Source organism: Pedobacter sp. KBW01 (assembly GCF_003852395.1).
In the GTDB taxonomy this organism is placed as follows: Bacteria; Bacteroidota; Bacteroidia; order Sphingobacteriales; family Sphingobacteriaceae; genus Pedobacter.
Map to the genome: position 1 here is coordinate 1 of NZ_QAJQ01000009.1, position 20,677 is coordinate 20,677.

10 protein-coding genes are annotated in these 20,677 nt (G+C 39.2%); 7 read left to right on the forward strand and 3 right to left on the reverse strand.

Annotated features, from left to right (window positions below):
• Positions 1 to 711: 711 nt before the first annotated feature.
• The 3 genes from DBR40_RS09835 to DBR40_RS09845 form a co-directional block, all read right to left on the reverse strand.
• On the reverse strand, positions 712 to 2,901 hold the full coding sequence (locus DBR40_RS09835; protein WP_124559582.1) for a bifunctional alpha,alpha-trehalose-phosphate synthase (UDP-forming)/trehalose-phosphatase: 2,190 nt from the start codon (positions 2,899 to 2,901) through the stop codon (positions 712 to 714).
• Positions 2,902 to 3,060: 159 nt separating this feature from the next.
• A complete protein-coding gene (locus DBR40_RS09840) occupies positions 3,061 to 4,419 on the reverse strand; it encodes a sensor histidine kinase (RefSeq protein ID WP_124559583.1) in 1,359 nt (452 codons plus the stop codon).
• 81 nt (positions 4,420 to 4,500) lie between these two features.
• Complete coding sequence (locus tag DBR40_RS09845; RefSeq protein WP_124559584.1) at positions 4,501 to 5,871, reverse strand: sigma-54-dependent transcriptional regulator; 1,371 nt, start codon at positions 5,869 to 5,871, stop codon at positions 4,501 to 4,503.
• Positions 5,872 to 6,100: 229 nt separating this feature from the next.
• Between DBR40_RS09845 and DBR40_RS09850 the strand changes: the two genes are divergently transcribed.
• The 7 genes from DBR40_RS09850 to DBR40_RS09880 all read left to right on the forward strand — a co-directional run bounded on the left by DBR40_RS09850 (position 6,101) and on the right by DBR40_RS09880 (position 20,666).
• On the forward strand, positions 6,101 to 7,345 hold the full coding sequence (locus DBR40_RS09850; protein ID WP_124559585.1) for an efflux RND transporter periplasmic adaptor subunit: 1,245 nt from the start codon (positions 6,101 to 6,103) through the stop codon (positions 7,343 to 7,345).
• 171 nt (positions 7,346 to 7,516) lie between these two features.
• Complete coding sequence (locus tag DBR40_RS09855) at positions 7,517 to 8,215, forward strand: ABC transporter ATP-binding protein (RefSeq protein ID WP_124559586.1); 699 nt, start codon at positions 7,517 to 7,519, stop codon at positions 8,213 to 8,215.
• 277 nt (positions 8,216 to 8,492) lie between these two features.
• Positions 8,493 to 10,862, forward strand: a complete 2,370-nt coding sequence (locus tag DBR40_RS09860) for an ABC transporter permease (RefSeq protein WP_124559587.1) — start codon at positions 8,493 to 8,495, stop codon at positions 10,860 to 10,862.
• A gap of 87 nt (positions 10,863 to 10,949) precedes the next feature.
• Positions 10,950 to 13,310, forward strand: a complete 2,361-nt coding sequence (locus tag DBR40_RS09865; protein ID WP_124559588.1) for an ABC transporter permease — start codon at positions 10,950 to 10,952, stop codon at positions 13,308 to 13,310.
• An 86-nt stretch (positions 13,311 to 13,396) separates the two neighbouring features.
• The gene (locus tag DBR40_RS09870; RefSeq protein ID WP_124559589.1) at positions 13,397 to 15,772 is read left to right on the forward strand and encodes an ABC transporter permease; all 2,376 of its coding nucleotides are present in this window, start codon (positions 13,397 to 13,399) and stop codon (positions 15,770 to 15,772) included.
• A gap of 70 nt (positions 15,773 to 15,842) precedes the next feature.
• Entirely contained in the window at positions 15,843 to 18,215 is a 2,373-nt protein-coding gene (locus DBR40_RS09875; RefSeq protein ID WP_124559590.1) for an ABC transporter permease, read from the forward strand.
• Positions 18,216 to 18,284: 69 nt separating this feature from the next.
• Entirely contained in the window at positions 18,285 to 20,666 is a 2,382-nt protein-coding gene (locus tag DBR40_RS09880; RefSeq protein ID WP_124559591.1) for an ABC transporter permease, read from the forward strand.
• Positions 20,667 to 20,677 lie beyond the last annotated feature (11 nt).

The following is a 20,677-nucleotide window of genomic DNA, read 5'->3' on the forward strand; positions in this document are numbered from 1 at the left end:
CTAATTACAAATCCCGACCAACCTATGGTTTTTGGGAAACAAGATTAGCTTGTCATCCTGAGCCTGTCGAAGGACGGATTAAATCTTTTTAAAGGGGAAAACCCAGAATGGGATTATTAATCGGCCAACTTCTTGATCGTCATTCCCAGCTTGACTGGGAATCTTAATGCTGTAGCTATTCATTTATTTCGCTTTAAGATTCCCGTTTTCACGGGAATGACGGGTTTGTGTAGCCGGATCAAATCATTTTAAATCTTTTCAAAGGGGAAATCCAGGATGGGATTATTAATCGACCCACCACTTGATCGTCATTCCCAACTTGACTGGGAATCCTAATGCCTTAGCTACACATTTATTTTGCTTTAAGATTCCCGTTTTCACGGGAATGACCGGATTGCATACCGAACCAACGTTTAATTATTGTGGCAACTTTTGCGCACATAAGAAAAACCGCCACAAAGTTGTGACAATTTTTTTTGTGACAATTTTTTCGGTCACAAAAAAAAATGTCACAAAAGTTTTAAATGGTTAAAATAAAATATTAATAAGGCATTTATCCTCGGTTAGTATCTCCATCTATAGAAATAAGGGAGTATCGTTTTGCAGATAGGGCTACTGTAGGTATGTTAATCCGTGGTTGTCGGTGATGACACCGATAGCTAGTGTAAAATGATGTTCCGAACAATATGGTGTACACCGATCGGTAAAAGATTAACCCCGCTCCACAAATTCTTCCTTAACTAAACTCCACAATAATTTCCTCACCTCTTTATAATCGTTAAGGTAATATTTGGCTTCTGATATGTTATTGCCAACCTTAATCGTAAAAGCATCATCAGGTAAGGCCTTAAAAATATCTTCATCTGTATGGTCATCACCCAGCGCCAGTATAAAATCCGGATGTTTATTGTAAAGCCAGTTTAAAGCGGCTTTCCCTTTATTTACCTCCATATTTTTAAACTCAATAACCTTGTTGCCCGGCATCAGCTGCAAACCTTTATCGGCTGCTAAAATTTTTAAATGGCTCACAATTTCATTCGCCCGCAATTCGCCCAACCCTTCATCCGCTTTGCGATAATGCCAAACCAGCGAATAACTTTTTTCTTCAATAAAAGAACCGGGCGTTCTATCGATATAGGTTTCTAAAATGGCTTTCATCTCCTGCTTCCATTGGTCGGTTAAAAGGGGCAGGCAATTCCATTTATCGCCTTGTGTTTTTTGCCAGGCACCATGTTCGGCAATCATATCTACCTTTAAATGTCCGAACCATTTTTCCAGTGTTTCATTTCTTCTTCCACTTATAATTACCACTTTATTGGCTTCATCGCCGGTTAGTTTTTTAATCAGTTCATACAGTTCCTCATCTGGCGATGCATCATCTATATTTCCGGTAAAATCAACCAGGGTTCCGTCGTAATCGAGAAATAAAACACGATTGGCTGTTTGCTGGTAATGCCTGGTAATATTTTCGTTGATCAGGTTTACTGCGTGTTTGGTTAATAATGATTGTTGCGAATTTTTCACTTCGTTTAGTCTTAAAATAAAATTATTGACCCAATGTTTAACATTAAATTTTTGTACAATACCCCGCATGGCTTTCATGCGGGTTTGTTGTTCTACTAAAGGCATTTTTAAGGCCAGAACAATGGCCTCCATAATATCGCCTATGTTATTGGGGTTTACAATTACTGCATCGGTTAATTCTTTCGAAGCACCTGCCATTTCGCTCAGAATAAGCACACCATCATTGTTTTGCCTGCTGGCCACGTATTCTTTGCTCACCAGGTTCATGCCATCGCGCATGGGGGTAACCAGGCAGATATCGGCAGATGCATATAGTGCCGAAAGTACTTCGATAGGGAAAGAGCGGTAAAAATAATTAACCGGAATCCAGTTAATAGAACGGTAACGGGCGTTCAGGTTACCTACAAACTGATCGATTTGCTCCTTTAAATCGCGATATTGCGGAACAGTATCGCGCGAGGGCACTACCACCATATACAGCTCTATTTTTCCAATGTATTCGGGATGCAATTGCAGCAAGAGATCGAGTGCTTTTAACCGTTCTAAAATCCCTTTGCTATAGTCGAGCCGGTCGATAGAAAGAATCAGTTTAACATCTTCTTTACCCTTGCGGAAATATTCGATTTCTTTTTGAACTTCATCGCGCGAGGTTAGTTCAGAAAATTTATTGAAATCAATGCCCATCGGAAAGGCCTCAACTACAATTTGCCTTTCGTTGCTGTTTAAGATGTTGGCCGATGAGTTTACCGGAAGTAACCGGGTGGCTGTGCTTAAAAAATGGCGTACATCGTCGTAGGTGTGGAAACCGATTAGATCGGAACCGAGCATACCATTTAAAAGTTCGTCCCGCCAGGGAATCAACCTGAATATTTCGTAAGAGGGGAAGGGGATATGCTGAAAAAAACCAATGGTTGATTGCGGTAAATGCTTACGCAATATGCCTGGTAAAAGTAATAATTGGTAATCCTGTATCCATATTTTATCTTTTTTAGCAAGTACTTTTAAAGCTGCAGTAGCAAATTTATGATTAACAGACTGGTAACAATCCCAATAACTTTGTTCGTAATGGGCGTAAGTAACCAGGTAATGAAAAACCGGCCATAAAACTTCGTTCGAAAAGCCTTCGTAATAAAGGTTAATTTCATCTTGTGTAAGAAATACGGGGTAGAGGTTAAGTTTGGCAAGTTTAGCTGTTACTACTTGTTGCCGTTCTTCTGGCACTTCAATTCCGGGCCAACCAATCCATATGGAATTGCCCGATTTATAAACGTCGCCAAGCCCGGTGGCCAGGCCACCCTCGCTTGGGATAAACGTGTACTCATCATTTTCTTCAATAATCTTAACGGGTAGTCTGTTCGATATTATAACTGTCTTCATGCTTATATTTAATGTATCTACATTAATAAAGCCCGTTAAACTGTTTTTGTTTGAATTTTTAGGTTAAAAAACATTCAGATGATTGAGCGAAATATGATTATTGGCGTTGCTTTTGAAAATTAACTGCTGTTGTTGCACTATAGCTACAGTTTCGGTTGTTTACACATAATTAAATACAAGCGAAAAAGTAGTCAGTTCTTTTGGTGCAGATATAACTTCTATACTACCGCGATGCATTTTCATAATGTTGCGGCTAATGGTAAGGCCAATGCCCGAACCATTTTTTCTGGTGGTATAAAAAGGCACAAATATTTTCTCGAGGTCGGCTGCTTCAATTCCTTTTCCGTTATCGCTCACATCGATATATAATTTGGTATGCTCTAAACGGTAAGCTACCGAAATGTGCGGGTTTGCTGTTTCCTCAACCGAATAAATGCTGTTGGTAATCAGATTGATCAGTACCTGTTCAATTAACTTTAAATCGAGCTGAACAGTAATTTTGGATGAAGTTTGTTCTACATCCAGCACTACATTTTTTACCCTGGCAAAAGGCTGCATTAATACTTTGATGTGCTTCAGGATTTCGCCAATGGTATGCGATTCGAGATTTGGTGTGGGCAGCTCGGCAATTAGGCGGTAATCTTTTACAAAATCAAGCAAACCGGCAGAACGTCTTTTGATCGTTTGCAAGGCTGTTTTCAGATCCTCCATTTCAGACATGTCGAGGTTTTCCTTGTCGCTCACCATGCTGTTAATGGTATCGGATAAAGAACTGATTGGGGTAATGGAATTGAGGATTTCGTGCGAAATAACACCAATTAACCGGTTCCAGGCTTCGGTTTCTTTCTGCTCAATTTCATCTTTTATATTTTGAAAACTGATTATGGTATAGTTTTTCCCATATAGGTTCAGTGGAATAACCTCAGTAGAAAGCTGAATGAGTTTATCCTGTATTTTTAATTCCAAAAACCTTTTTCCGCCCTGAACAATGTGCTCTATTTCGTTGGCAAAGGCAGGCAGGTGCTGTTTTAACCTGTGCCAGTATTTATAAGCCGGAATGCTTAATAAGTTGGAGGCTGCCTGGTTAAAAAAGGCAATTTCCTCGTTTTCTTCGGCTGTTTTGGTATTATTGATCACAATTACGCCAACAGGAACCTGCTCAAGTATGGTTTTAATCAATTGAAACATGGCTTCCTGCTCCAGCCTGATTTGTTTATGTACCAGCAGGATTTCGCCAAAAGATTCATATAGCTCCGGAAAACTACCTTTTGTTGCTTTATTCTTGAAGTTTAAGGTATGATCGCGCGTTTTTACAGCCAATATAAAGCGTTTAATATCTGATCGGATTTCGTTAATGTAGTAATAAAGGGAAATAATGGCCCCCAGCAATACAAATGAAACACCAATAATAGTAAACCAGAGTTGGGTATTACTAATGAGGTAAAACAAAAGATAACCCAGCAGGTTGATAACCAACAGGCGAAATATTAAACGAAAAGTAAAGCGTTTGTAGAACATATTTTAAGGTTAAAGGAAGAAGGTTTAAAGGTAGGGGGCATAGCGAAAACTACCTTCTGCCATTTTACCCTCCACCTCCAATTAAATTCCAAATTTCTCAATTCTCCGGTACAATGCGGCACGGGTTAGGCCCAGCTCGGCTGCTGCCTTTGATATATTGCCCTTGTGCTTGTCAATTGCTTTTTGCACCATCATTTTCTCCATATCTTCTAAAGCCATTTCATCAGGCAAGGCAGTATTCTGCGCAAATCGCTGCGGACTTAACTGTAAATCTGCTTCAGAAATGTCGGTTCCATCGCTCATAATTACCGCCCGTTCTAAAACATGCTGCAGCTCACGCACATTGCCTGGCCATTTGTAATTTAGGAGTACTTCTTGTGCCTTAGCACTTAAATTACGGATTTCTTTGTGGTATTTAGAACTAAAAACCTGCATAAAATGATTGGCCAGGAGCAAAATATCTCCGCCGCGTTTGCGTAAAGGCGGCAGCAATAACTCAACAGTATTAATCCTGAATAATAAATCCTGCCTGAAGGTATTTTTGGCCACCATCTCATCAAGGGGCATATTGGTTGCTGTAATTAACCGCACATTTACCTTACGCTCTTTACTCTCGCCTAAGCGGGTAACGGTTCTGTTTTGCAAAACACTCAATAACTTGGCCTGAAGCGGTAGGGTTAAATTGCCAATCTCATCTAAAAAAATGGTACCTCCATCTGCCAGTTCAAAGCGGCCGGGTTTATCTTCCCGTGCATCGGTAAAGGCTCCTTTGGCGTAACCAAAAAGCTCACTTTCAAATAAATTTTCATTTAACGAGCCCAGGTCAACATGCATAAATACCTGATTTTTCCGTTGCGAGTTTCCATGTATTTCGTAAGCAAAAACCTGTTTTCCGGTACCATTTTCGCCTAAAATAAGCACATTGGCATCCGTAGGAGCAACTTTTATTAAGGTGTTTTGTAAATGTTTTATTCCTTCGGCCTGACCTACAATGTTATCAAAACCACGGGTCATATCTTTTTGCAGAGAAGAATGTATTTTTTCGAGTTTCTTAACCTTCCGGGTCGATTCGCGGAGTTTAGATGCGGCTGAGATCGTGGCAAAAAGCTTTTCATTTTCCCAGGGCTTCAAGATAAAATCGGTAGCCCCGTTTTTAATTGCTTTTACGGCAAGTTCAACGTTGCCAAAAGCCGTCATTAAAATGACCACATAGTCCTTATCGATCGATAAAATATGTTCGAGCCAGTACAGCCCCTCGCGACCATCGCTTGCACCTTTTTGATAGTTCATATCTAAAAGGATAATGTCGACTTCGTTTTTGCTTAGTAAAACATTGATCTCTTTCGGCGATTTGCAGGTAATCACCTGTTTAACCTGTTGCTTTAAAAATAAACGCGCACTCAATAGAATGTCGTCATCATCATCGATAATTAAAACTGTAGTGTCTAACATAACCTCTCCCTATTAAAGTTACTATACATATATTCTTTTTTACTATCCCTCTCCTGGGGGAGTGAGGCAAAATTAACTAAACTGTCCGCTCCCGCACATAAACTGTTCGATAATGAACAGGTTAAAATAGTGAAAACTTTTAAATATTTGATTATTAGTATTTTAATTGTGTTTTTGGGTTTTGGCACAAGCTTGGTTATTAGAGAAACCGAACAGTACAAGCGAACACATGGACAAGAAAATAGAGAAGAAAAGATTTAGCAGAAAAACCTTATTGATGATAGGCGGCGCCGTTGCTTTTGTGGCAATTGTAATTTATGGCTACACCTTATCGCTAAAGAAAGTATACAGTGCCGATGCCGATAAATTAACCATCAGCAAAGTAGAGTTTGGCGATTTTGAAGATGTTGTTTTGTTAAATGCCAGTGTGGTTCCACTAACCTCGGTAATTGTAAGTTCATCAGAAGGCGGAACAGTAGCCGAAATCTTTACCGAAAATGGTGCTTCGGTAGTAAAAGGTACGCCACTGTTACGGATCTCTAATTCGAATGCGATGTTAAGTTACACTTCGAGCCAAACAGCAGCTACCGAACAGATTAACCAATTGCGTAAATCACGTTTGGATTTGGAGCAAAACCAAAGGGTGCTAAACCAGGATTTACTGGATGTTGAAAATAACCTGCGTACAGCGACAAGACAGTTTCGTTTGGATAGTAACCTGTTCAGTAAAAAAGTAATTACGCTGCAGGAATTTAACAAATCGAGTCAGGATTACGAGTATTACCAGGGAAAACGTAAAATTGTAAGACAGGCTATTGCCCAGGAAAACCAAAGCAGAAAAATGCAACTCGCACAAATCGACCAATCGATGGGACAAATGAACGAGAGTTTGGAAATGATCAGGAAAAACATCGAAAATATGACGATCAAGGCACCCGTTTCAGGTAAATTGTCTTCTTACGATCCGGTAATTGGTAAATCTTACAATTCGAACGAAATGATCGGAAAGATTGATGTATTGCAAGGGTATAAATTGCAGGCAGGCGTTGATGAATATTACATTAACAGGGTAAAAGAAGGGCAAACCGCTACCTGCGAATTTAATGGTAAAACCTATAATTTAACCGTGAGTAAAGTAATACCAGAGGTTACAGCAGGGCAGTTTCAGGTAGAAATGGTGTTTAAAACTGCCGCACCTGATGGTTTACGTCGTGGCTTATCACTGCAAACCAAGTTAACCTTGTCTGATAACAGTAAATCGTTGCTTTTGTCGCAAGGGCAGTTTTTTCAAAGTACAGGCGGCTCGTGGGTGTTTGTGGTAAACAACGGCAAAGCGACCAAGAAAAATGTGAAAATTGGAAGGAAAAACTACCTCTACTACGAAATATTGGATGGTTTGCAGAAAGGCGATGAGGTAATAACTTCTTCTTACGATCAATTTAACCAGTACGATCAGGTAGAGATTAATAAATAAGATAAGCGATTGCGATAAGCCTTTGGCAGAAATTTTAAAATTAAATAAACAATATAATCAAGTCTTGCTACTAAATACCAGGTAATCGCTACTAAATACTTATTACTAGTTACTTGCTACTAAAATACTTGCTACTAGCCCTGCAACACTTGATACTCAATACTAAAAGCTATGATTAAAATAGAAAAACTGGAAAAAGTTTACAAAACAGAAGAAGTAGAAACAACAGCCCTTAACGGGATCGATCTTCATGTAAAAGAAGGCGAGTTTGTATCCATTATGGGGCCATCAGGCTGCGGAAAATCTACCCTCTTAAACGTAATGGGCTTGTTAGATAAACCAGAAAGCGGAAGCTACAAGTTTATTGATACCGAGCTTTTAACGCTTAACGATAGAGAACGTTCCAATTTCCGCAAAAGAAATATGGGCTTCGTTTTCCAGAATTTTAATCTGATTGATGAACTTACTGTTTTTGAAAATATAGAACTGCCTTTAATTTATAATAAAGTTCCGGCAACCGAGCGCAAGAAACTGGTTAACGAAATTATTGAGCGGATGAACATTGTAAACCGTAGCGGGCACTTTCCGCAACAGTTATCCGGTGGTCAGCAGCAGCGTGTGGCAGTAGCCCGGGCTTTAGTAACCAAGCCTAAATTGGTTTTGGCCGATGAGCCTACCGGGAACCTGGATAGCTCGCACGGTAACGAAGTGATGGAGTTGCTTTGTGAGTTAAACGAAACAGGAACCACTATTGTAATGGTAACACACTCGAGCCATGATGCCAGTTTTTCTAACCGGATTATTAACCTGAAAGATGGCCATGTAATTTCGGAAAAGATAAACAAGAGTAGAAACGAAGAGCTGATATAGGAAGGAAGGCAGAAGGTCAAGTTATACCAACCTTTAAGCTTCTGCCTTCAGCCATTAAAAAAGATTTTAGTTTAGTTTAATGATAGCCACCCAACAATCTTCCCGGATGGGGAGATTTGGGACAGGCAAGAGAAAGTCTATCGCTGCTCAACCCTTGATATTAACTACTTGATACTAACTACTTGATACTTTATACTAACTACCTGCTACTAACCACTTGATACTCGCTACTAAACACCTGCTACCTAAAGTACCCTAACTACCTGATACAAATAATATGTTCAAATTAAACCTGAAAATAGCCTTACGCAACCTTTGGAAAAACAAGGGATTCTCACTGATCAACATCGGTGGATTAGCCATTGGCCTGGCCAGTTGCCTGATTTTGCTTCTATATGTGGCTTACGAGTGGAGTTACGATAAGCAGTTTACAAATAACGAAAAAACGTATGTAGTTTATCAAAGTGTGGTAGCTAATGGTAAAACCTTCAGCTGGTCGTGGACACCCAATGTAATGGCCGGCGAGCTGCAGGAAAAATTACCCGGAGTAAAATATGCCTCTCATTCAACTTATCCGCAAACGAATTTAATCACTGCCGGCGAAAAAAAGATAAGCAGCAGAGTTGTATATGCTGATCCGAATTTTCTTAAAATATTAGATTATAAATTTATTAAAGGTAACTCAGCCAGGGCTTTAAAAGATATAAATACCATTATCCTTACTAAATCTTACGCCGAAAAATTATTTGGCAATGAAGATCCTGTCAATAAAACTGTAAAGTTAGAAAATGAGGATGTTTTAAAAGTAGAAGCAGTAATAGATGATGTGCCGGCCAATAGCAGTATAAATTTTGAGTGCATTATGCCCTGGGAATTATTCGAAAAAAGAGAAACCTGGGCAAAAGAGGCTAACTGGGGGAACAACATGTGCCTTACCCTGGTACAACTAAAAGATAATAATGCTTTTACTGAGGCGAATGCAGATATAAAAGACATTTACAAAAGACATAATAAGGAAATTGTTTCTGTAGCACTACTTCATCCCTTAACTAAATGGCATTTGTATGCCGATTTTGAAAACGGAAAATCAGTAGGCGGTAAAATAGACCAGCTGAAGATATTTTTGTTGCTGGCCTTTTGCATATTATTAATTGCCTGTATAAATTTTATGAATTTATCAACTGCCCGATCAGAGCGCAGGGCTAAAGAAGTTGGTGTTCGGAAAGCAATCGGATCCACACGTAGATCTTTAATAAGTCAGTTTTTTTTAGAATCGCTGCTAATCACATTTATTGCTACAGTGTTTGCATTTATTTTGGTTGAAGTTAGTTTGCCCTATTTCAATAATATACTAAATATCAAACTCACAATTGATTACCACAATAGTTTATTTTGGCTAATCTTAGTGGCATTAATGATTTTTACCGGATTCGTAGCAGGTAGTTATCCGGCATTATATTTATCATCTTTCGAGCCGGTTAAAGTATTAAAGGGCTTTAGCTTGAAAACAGATTCATCCGTATCGATCAGGAAAATTTTGGTGGTAGGGCAATTTGTTTTTGCCGCCTGTTTAATTGTTTGTACGATGGTGATTTACCAGCAGTTAAATTATATTAAAAATAAGCCCATCGGATATAATCAATCCAACTTAATTCAGATAGCCGTTGATGGAAAATTGCGTGATCAGCAAAAACTCGAATTGCTTAAAACGCAATTAATAAAATCGGGTGCAGCCAGTAATGTAACTTTTTTCAGCTCAGACTTTACGGAAGGAGGGAACAATACTACAAATATTGAATGGGAAGGAAAGAATCCGAAAGAATTGATTTCATTTAACCATAGGGGCATTGGATACGATTTTGTTGAAACAATCGGCACAGAAATAATTAGTGGAAGAGAGTTTTCTGCAAAATTTCCGAACGATACAAGTAGCGTTATGCTTAACGAAGCTGCCGTTAAAATGATGAATCTAAAAAATCCCATTGGTGCCACAATTAAATTTTGGGGTACCAGGTTAACCAATGTTGGTGTGGTAAAAGATTTTGTTGTAGAAAGCGCTTATCAAAAAGTAGCACCCATGATTTTCTATTTAAATACGAAAGATAATGCATCAATGATTATTGCCCGTTTAAACCCCAATCAGAATATCAGTTCTTCATTGGAGAAAATAGATGAGTTGGTTAAAGAAATGGAACCCAATTATCCTGTTAACCGAAAATTCGTGAACGAGTCTTTTGAGGTGAAATTTCAGGACGAAAAACTTTTGGGCACGCTTTCTAACTGGTTCGGAGGTTTTGCAATATTCATTTCGTGCTTAGGATTACTTGGTCTTGCACTCTTTATGGCCGAGCAACGCAAAAAAGAAATCAGTATCCGCAAGGTATTGGGGGCCAGTACAACCAATATCCTCACTTTACTGAATAAAGATTTTATTAAACTGGTGGCTATTGCCAATATCATTGCATTTCCGCTGGCTTACATCATTATCAATAAATGGTTATCCGCTTTCGAATATCGGGTTTCGATTTCACCATTGCCCTTTATTGTTGCGATTACACTATCGGTGCTGATTGCCATTTTAACCGTAAGTATCCAGTCGGTAAAAGTAGCCAAGGCTAACCCGGTTGATGCTTTAAAATATGAATAAAGCTGAAAGCAAAAAGACCAAAGACTAAAGTGAGCCACCACGGTCTTGATACTAAATACTTTTATCCTGATACTAAGAGACTGAAAAATGTTCAAATTAAACCTAAAAATAGCCTTACGTAACCTTTGGAGAAACAAGGGCTTCACGCTGATTAATCTGGGCGGATTAGCCATTGGTTTGGCAAGTTGTATGATTTTGCTATTGTATGTAGCCTACGAATATGGCTACGATAAACAGTTTACCGATTACGACAAAACTTATGTATTGTATAATAATCAGAAAACAGCTACAGAAACCTTCAGTTTTATGGCTTTTCCCGGGAAGTTGAAAGATGAAATCAGCGAGAAAGTACCTGGTGCTGCGCAGGTTAGTCGCCTGTCTTACCCAGAAGAAACGCTCCTGTCATACAACCAGAACAACTTTAAAAAGAGTGCAGTTTTTGGCGATCCCGGTTTTCTCAGGATGTTCGATTATAAGGTTTTAAAAGGGAATAAAAATACCTTTTTACAAAGCACTGATGGTGTGATTTTATCAGAAACCCTGGCTAAAAATCTTTTTGGTAATGAAGATCCTCTAAACAAAACAGTAAAGCTTGATAATAAAGAGAATTTAAGGGTAGAAGGAGTTATAGCAGACCGCCCTAAAAATTCGACTCTAGGGATTGATTATATCATGTCGTGGAAACTGTACGATAAGCTAAATCCGTGGACCCAAACCAGTGGCTGGGGTAATAACTACTGTATGATGTTTGTTCAACTGCAGGACAATGCGACTTTTGACCGGGTTAACAATCAGCTAAAAGGCATGATTAAGGCACATGATAAGGAGGCTACAGGCGAGCCCTTTATGCACCCGCTTTCCAAATGGCATCTGTACGATAAATTTGAGAACGGCAAAAATGTTGGTGGAAGAATAGACCAGTTGCGGATATTTTTTCTTTTAGCCTTTTGCATCCTCCTTATTGCATGTGTTAATTTCATGAACCTTTCTACAGCCAAATCCGAAAAAAGAGCACGCGAAGTTGGAGTACGAAAAGCCATCGGTTCATCACGTAATAACCTAGTAGGTCAGTTCATGTTCGAATCCGTTTTGCTTACCACGCTGAGTATGATGGTCGCTTTTGTATTGATCGAAGTTAGTTTGCCTTATTTTAACAACCTGTTAGGCATCACGCTAGGGATCGATTACAGCGATTATAAATTCTGGTCAGTATTTTTAGGTTTAACATTGCTAACCGCCATCATAGCAGGAAGCTACCCTGCATTTTACCTTTCTTCTTTCGATCCGCTTAAAGTGCTCAAAGGATTTAAACTCTCGGGCGGTTCATCTTTATCCATCCGTAAATTTCTGGTGGTTTTCCAGTTTGTGTTTGCGGCCTGTATAATCGTTTGTACCGCGGTAATTTATCAGCAGTTAAACTACATTAAAAATAAGCCAATAGGATATAACCGGACAAATTTAGTGCAAATTCCTACCGAAGGTGAGTTTGCAAAGCCCGAAAAACGTAAAATACTGCAAGATGAATTAATGAAAGCAGGCGCCATAACTGCTTTTACAGAGTATAGCCAATCTCTAACTGCCGGTGGCAACAATACCTATGGCATAAGCTGGCCTGGTAAAAACGCTAAAGACAAAGTACTAGTAAATTTTAGGTTTACCAATCTCGATCTGACCAAAACCACTGGAATGGAAATTTTGCAGGGAAGGGATTTTTCAAAAGAGTTTGTCGATACTGCCAATGTCCTGGTTAATGAGGCACTGGTTAAGGTAATGGGCATGAAAGATCCGGTTGGTAAAATGATTAGCTGGGACCAGCCAATCAGGATTATCGGAGTATTGAAAGATTATGTAATGGAATCGCCTTATCAGAAAGCTGCGCCATTGCTTATTGCGCAGAATCCTGATCGCGCTACCACCATCATTATGCGTTTAAACGATAAAAATAACATTACAACATCGGTTAATCAGATTAGCGAAGCCATTAAAAAATTAAATCCATCTTATCCGGCTGAGGTTAAGTTTGTGGACGAAAATTTTAAGGCAAAATTTAGAAACGAACAGCTATTGGGCACACTTTCTAACTGGTTTGGTGGTTTTGCAATATTTATTTCTTGCTTAGGATTACTTGGTCTTGCACTATTTATGGCCGAGCAGCGCAAAAAAGAAATTAGTATACGCAAGGTATTGGGAGCCAGTACAGCCAATATCCTCACTTTACTGAATAAAGATTTTATTAAACTGGTGGCCATTGCCAATATCATTGCATTTCCGCTGGCTTATATCATTATCAATAAATGGCTTTCCGCTTATGAGTACAGAATTAATGTTTCTGCTTTGCCTTTTATTGCTGCCATTACCTTGTCGGTGCTGATTGCCATTTTAACAGTAAGTATCCAGTCGGTAAAAGTAGCCAAGGCTAACCCGGTTGATGCTTTAAAATACGAGTAAAGCTGAAAACAAAAAGACCAAAGACTAAAGTGAGCCACTGCGGTCTTGATACTAAATACTTTTATCCTGATACTAAAAACTAAAAAATGTTCAAATTAAACCTAAAAATAGCCCTGCGTAACCTTTGGAGAAACAAGGGGATTACTGCCATTAATGTTGGTGGTTTGGCCATTGCTTTAGCTGCGTTTATTTTAGTAATGCTGTATTTTACTTACGAAACCAGTTTCGATAAGTCTAATCCGAACTATAAAAATATTTATGTTGTTGGGCGGATATACCCCGATTTTAAGACCAATTATACCCCGCCACCATTAGCAAAGGCAATTAAACAACACTTCCCCGAAGTTGAAAAGGCAGGTATCACCAAAGGTAGCTTTTTTGAACTTGTGCTTAAAAACGGCAAAAACACCATTTTTACCAATAATTTCATGCAGGCCGATTATGCTGCTGCCGAAATACTAGATTTAAAACCAACTGGTGGACTGGAAAGACCTGCGGGTAATGAAGAACGTGTTTCCTATTTAAGCAAGGAAAGTATGAAAACACTTTTCCCAAATAAAACAGATAATAAGCCTGAAATGGTGATCGTGGGAAGCAGTGTTATGGGGATAACCAGTAAGATTAATGGCTCAATTGTAAATAACACCCATTCAAATGTAACTTTCGATGGTATTTCAATTGGGAACGAGATAGGGCAGGGCGAAAATTATGGCCATAACAATTACACCACCTACATACAGGTTAAACCTGGAACTGATGTTGCCAATTTAACAGAAAAGATAACGAGCTTATATCGGGCAGAGTTACTGAAAGAAGAAACGGATCGGGAAACGATTGATAAAATAAAAGGAATCTCTACGTTTTTAGATCCCTTATCAAACCAGCATTTAAAACCTAAAGCAGGTAACGATGCACCTTATAAAATACTGATTGCACTTTCGGTTTTAGGAGTTCTGATTTTGGTAATTGCCAGTGTTAATTTTACTAACCTAAGTATTGCGCAGGCCACCAAACGGGCAAAAGAAGTTGGTGTTAAAAAAGTAATGGGGGCATATCGTTTCCAGTTAACTACACAATTTCTGGTCGAGATTTTAATGCAATGCTTTGCTGCTACCATATTGGCCTTAATTTTGGCTGAGCTTGCTTTGCCGGGCTTTAACAACCTGTTTCTTTTAAAGCTTTCTATCTGGCATGTAGATAATGGTTTGCTTTGGCAACTGCCTTTAATTTTACTTTTAATCACATTGATTGCAGGCATTTACCCGGCAATGGTTTTATCGGGTTTTAAGCCTGCACTGGTTTTAAAAGGCAATTTTTCTACCAGCAAGCAAAGCTATTGGTTACGCAATGGTTTACTGGTTTTTCAATTTAGCATTGCTGTTATTTTTATTATTGGCTTGTTCATTATCAATGCCCAGCTAAAATACATGCGTAGTCAGGATTTGGGTTTTAAAGCCGAACAGGTGGTTTACATTAAAAATATTAATTTGTTTAACAACCCGGCCAAATTTGAGCCAGTAAGAGAACGCATGTTAAAAATACCTGGTATAAAATCGGCAACAGTAGCAACCGGAATTCCGAATGGCGCAGCCAACGGAACCAATACCTATACCTCAAATGGGGTACAAGCCAGTATTGATTACCTGGATGTAGATTTCGATTACTTCGAAACCTTGGATATCAAGTTAAAAGAAGGTCGGTTTTTCTCCAAATCCTTTAAAACCGATACAGCAAATTCGGCCGTAATTAACGAGAGTGCTGCCGCCAAATACGGATTAACCAATCCGATTGGCCAAACCATAAGCGGTTGCCATACCGATTATAAAATAGTTGGGGTAATTAAAGATTTTAAGGCCCAGGGTTTCGAAAATGCCACCCAGCCAACCATTTACGCCATTAAAGATCCTTGCGGAAATGCGAAGATGGAAATCATGCTTAAAATTGAAGAGAATAAAATGGCGAGCGCATTGGCAGCATTAAAAGCACAATGGCCGGAAATTAACAAACTGGATGGAGAAGATTTTCGCTATGCGTTTTTAGATGAGCTTTACGGTAAACTCTTTAAAAAACAAGAACAGCTGCAGTCTGTCTTCTTCGCCGCTGCGGTGCTTACCATTTTTATCGCTTTGCTGGGTTTATATGCTTTTGCCAAATACATTACCAATGGCCGTTTAAAAGAAATTGCCGTGCGTAAAATATTGGGTGCAACCGATGTGCAGTTGCTCAAACTAATCAATAGTTCATTTTTTATCCTGGTGGTTATTGCCAACGTTATTTCATGGCCAATTGCCTACGTTATTACCAATATGTGGCTCAAAACCTTTGCATACCGGATCGATTTTCCTGTTTTGCCCTTTGTAACCACCACATTGATTACCATTTTATTAACCATTATAACCGTAAGCATACAGGCTAAAAAGGCAGTTAATGCCAACCCGGTTGATGCTTTGAAATACGAATAAACCAATTGGCAGTTTTCAGTTGGCAATTTAACAATTAACCAGTTTAACAATTAATACAGTTAACCCTACGATGTTCAAATTAAACTTAAAAATCGCATTACGGAACCTGTGGAAGAACAAAACCTCTTCTTTCATTAATGTAATTGGTTTGGCCATTGGCCTGGCTGCCTGTTTAATGTTGTTGCTTTATGTAACCTACGAATGGAATTTTGATAAGCAAGCTAAAAAATCGGCCCAGGTTTATACCACCATGACCAACATTGAGAGCGACAATAAGAAAATTTCGGGCACTTTTGAAGGTTCAGTTACCGCATTTGGACCGGCAATAAAAGCAGCTTTGCCTGAGGTAATGTATACTGCCCGTATGGATTATGGCAAAGAAAATCTGATTGCAAATGGTACGAACGCATTTAAACGGAAATCAAAATTTGCCGAGCCCGGTATCCTGAAAATGTACGATTATAAATTTACCAGCGGGGATGCTAAAACAGCTTTGAGTAGTCCAAATTCAATTGTGTTAACCGAATCTACAGCTAAACTTTTATTCGGTAATACCGATGTTTTGAATAAAGTGGTACGGTTTAAAGATAAGTACGACCTGAATATTACTGCTGTGATTAACGATCTGGCAGAAAACAGTTCGAATAAGTTCGATTATTTAATGCCTTGGTCGTTTTACGAATCGATAGATGAAAGCGCAAAATCGGTTAATTGGGGGAATTACAGTTACATCACGTTGGTAATGTTAAAGGAAAATGCCGACTTAACTGCTGTAAACAAAAAAATCATGGGGGTAATTAAAACAAATACCCAGGATGATTTCCAAATACAGGCATTATTCCCTTTAAGTAAACTACACCTCTACGGAAAATTCGAAGATGGAAAAAGCACTGGCGGAGCTATTGAACAGATATATCTTTTTATTGGCCTGGCCTTTGGCATCCTTTTAATTGCCTGTATCAACTTCATGAACATGGCCACGGCCAAATCAGAAAAAAGGGCCAAAGAAGTAGGAATAAAGAAAACCATTGGCGCAAACCGCAGTTCGTTAATTCTCCAGTTTTTAACAGAATCGATGGTGCTAACACTTATTGCGGTAGTTATTGCCATCGCCCTGCTCGAAATCTGCCTGCCGGCCTTTAATCATTTACTCAATATTAACCTGGGCATATCTTATTTCAATGTAAGCAGTTGGAAAGGAATTTTGGCCATTGTATTTGCTACAGGCTTAATTGCAGGAAGTTATCCGGCATTTTATCTTTCTTCCTTTAATCCGGTTCAAACCCTTAAAAGAAAAATAGGTGCAAAAGGATTGTGGTCGGTTAGTTTGAGGCAGGTACTCGTTGTAGGGCAGTTTTGTTTTGCCATTATTCTGATCATTTCAACCCTTGTTATTTACCGTCAGATTCAGTTCATTAAAAACAGGCCGGTTGGTTTCGATATCAATGCTTTAGTCGAAATTCCGCAGGATGGCGAGTTGAAAGGGAAGTACGAACTGTTAAAAAGCGAATTACTTAAATCAGGCGCTGTTTCTGCCATGTTCCAGTCGTCGGTAAGTTTATCGCACCATGGCTCCAACTTCATGGATATGGCCTGGGAAGGAATGACTAAACCAACCAACACTGTATTATTTAATCAGGTAGCTACCACATACGATTTCATCAAAACCAATGGAATTAAGCTAACCGATGGACGTGATTTTTCAAAGCAATTCGCTTCCGATTCAGTAGGCGTATTAGTAAGTGCTTCGGCAGTAAAGGTTTTTGGTTATAAAAATCCGGTAGGTAGAACTGTAAGTGCTTTTGGCGATAAATACCACATCATTGGTGTGTTTGACGATTACGTTTGGGACTCACCTTATAAATCGAACAATCCGATGCTTGTATTTTTCGACCCACGCAGAACCGGATACATTACCATGCGTTTAAACGAAGAAAACGGCTTGCAGCGCAACATCGAAACAATAAGCAAAGTTACCCAGGCATTAAATCCGGCTTTTCCGGTCGAAATAAATTTCCTAAACACTTTGTACCTGGATAAATATAAAACCGAAAAAACACTGGGAGTACTATCTAACCTCTTTGGTGGCCTGGCTATTTTCGTTTCCTGCTTGGGTTTATTTGGGTTAGTTGCCTACAGCGCTGAACAACGTACCAAGGAATTTGGTGTACGGAAGGTTTTGGGTGCATCGGTTGCCAATTTAATGCAGTTGCTATCGCTTTCTTTCCTTAAAATGATTGCCGTAGCCATTGTAATTGCTATACCAGTAAGTTATTATGCCATGGGCAAGTGGCTTATAAAGTTCGAATTTCATACCGATATCAGCTGGTGGATTATGCTTGTGGCAGCTATGGGTACCTTATTGATAGCCTTAATTACGGTGAGCTTTCAGGCCTATAAAACTGCGAAGGCTAACCCGGTAGATGCTTTGAAATACGAATAAACCAATTGACAGTTTTCAACTGGCAATTCACAATTAACCAGTTTAACAATTTATACAGTTAACCCTACGATGTTCAAATTAAATCTAAAAATCGCATTGCGCAACCTGTGGAAACACAAAGGCTTTACGTTAATTAATGTAGGTGGCCTGGCCATCGGCATGGCTTGCTGTTTAATGTTGTTGCTGTATGTAAATTACGAGTGGAGTTTCGACAAGCAATATAAAAATGCAGATAAAGTGTATTTTGCCGCATTAAACCTGAAATTTAACGGTAAACTGGCTACTACAATGGCCGTACCGAATAAGTTGGCTAATGCAGCCGCAACAGAATTGCCAGGTATTAAAAACGCAGCACGTATTTCTATGCCCGGTGGCTCCAGGCTTTACAGTCACGATCAGAACCATTTTAAGCTGGAAGCACTGAGTGTAGATCCAGCTTTTCTGAAAATCCTCGATCAGAAATTTATTTACGGCGATCCCGAAACAGCATTGGCCGAACCCCATAATGTGCTAATCAATGCCTCTACTGCTAAAAAGTTATTTGGCGATCAAAATCCACTTGGCCAAAGCATTACTTACGACAATAAGATAAGTTTGAAGGTGAGTGCAGTGATTGAAGATCTGCCTAAGAACCAAAGTATTCAATTTGATATTTTACAGCCATGGGCATTTCTAGAACAGGAAAACCCAGCAGAGAAAGAATATGGTTGGGGTGCTATTACCTGCTTAACTATATTCCAGCTGAAAGATAATGCCAATTTAGAAGCTACGAATACAGCCATTAAAAATTTTGTGGTAAACAAAGAACCTAACCTGAAGGAAATGACCTACCAGATTTTTCTTTTTCCACTGGCTAAACTCCATCTGTACGATAAATTTGATAATGGAGAATCGACTGGCGGTAAAATAGATCAGCTAAAATTATTCGTTTTTCTAGCCATTTGCGTGTTGCTTATTGCCTGTATCAATTACATGAACCTTTCTACCGCTAAATCTGAAAAACGGGCGAGGGAAGTAGGGGTACGTAAGGCTTTAGGCTCTACCCGCAATACCATCATGGGACAGTTTATGATCGAGTCGCTTTTGTTATCGGTTCTGGCCATGGCCATTGCTTTTATTACGCTCGAGGTTTCTTTGCCTTATTTCAATAACCTGCTTGATATTTCGATTAAGATCGACTACAGTTCATATCAGTTTTGTGGATTGTTACTTTCGATGGTATTGATTACCGGCTTACTTGCCGGAAGTTACCCTGCTTTCTATCTTTCCTCTTTTATTCCTGTCAAAGTACTTAAAGGTTTTAAAGGCTCCACCGGTTCACTTTCTATCCGCAAAACATTGGTGGTGGTGCAGTTTAGCCTTTCTATTTGTATGATTATTTCGGCCATTGTAATTTACAGCCAAATTCAGCACCTTAAAAATAAACCACTGGGCTTCGATCAAACTGCGCTTGCTCAGATTGATCTGGAAGGCGAGTGGGCCAAGCCGGAGAAGCTCGCACTGTTTAAAAATGAATTGCAAAAAGCAGGAGCTATTACCTCGGCTACAGAATATGCTGGCTCATTTACCAGCGGCGGCTCTATTACGGGCGATATTTCATGGCCCGGAAAGCCTAAAAATGATGTTTCGATTATTAATTATAGAAGCACTGGTTTCGAATTCGCCAAAACTACCGGTGTAAAAATCGTAGCGGGAAGAGATTTTGATCCTAAATTTTCTGCCGATACTGCCACCTCACTTTTACTTAATCAAACCGCTGTTAAAACCATGGGATTAAAGAATCCGGTTGGCACTGTGATTCATTGGGGCGATAATCCACCGCTTAAAGTAGTAGGCGTAGTGCAGGATTATTCAAATGAATCTCTTGCTTCCAAAATACAGCCAACAGTTTATTATTATAACATCAAGACCAGCAAGGTTTTATTGCTTAAACTAAACCCTGCGCAATCGTTAGGTACTTCTGTTGAAGCGATAAAATCGGTTAGCAGCCGTTTAAATCCTGCTTATCCGGTTGAAGTAAAAATGGTTAGTCAGGGGATGGCCGAAAAACTCCGTAGCGAAAGGTTGCTCAGCGTACTTTCTAACCTGTTTGGCGGCTTTGCCATTTTTATTTCATGCCTTGGCTTGCTTGGCCTGGCCTTGTACACTGCCGAACAGCGGAGCAAAGAAATCAGTATCCGTAAAGTTTTAGGAGCTAATCTTTCTGACATTCTGATCCTGTTAAACAAAGATTTTATGAAACTGGTGGTAATAGCCAATCTGATTGCCATTCCGGTGGCTTATATCCTTGTGGCTAAATGGCTGGAGAAATACGATTATAAAATTTCGATCAATCCATGGCCCTTTTTGCTGGCGCTTTTAACCTCGGTACTCATTGCCCTGATAACAGTAAGCATGCAGACTTTTAAAGTTGCCAAAGCCAATGCCGTTGATGCACTAAAATACGAATAAGGATAAAGGTA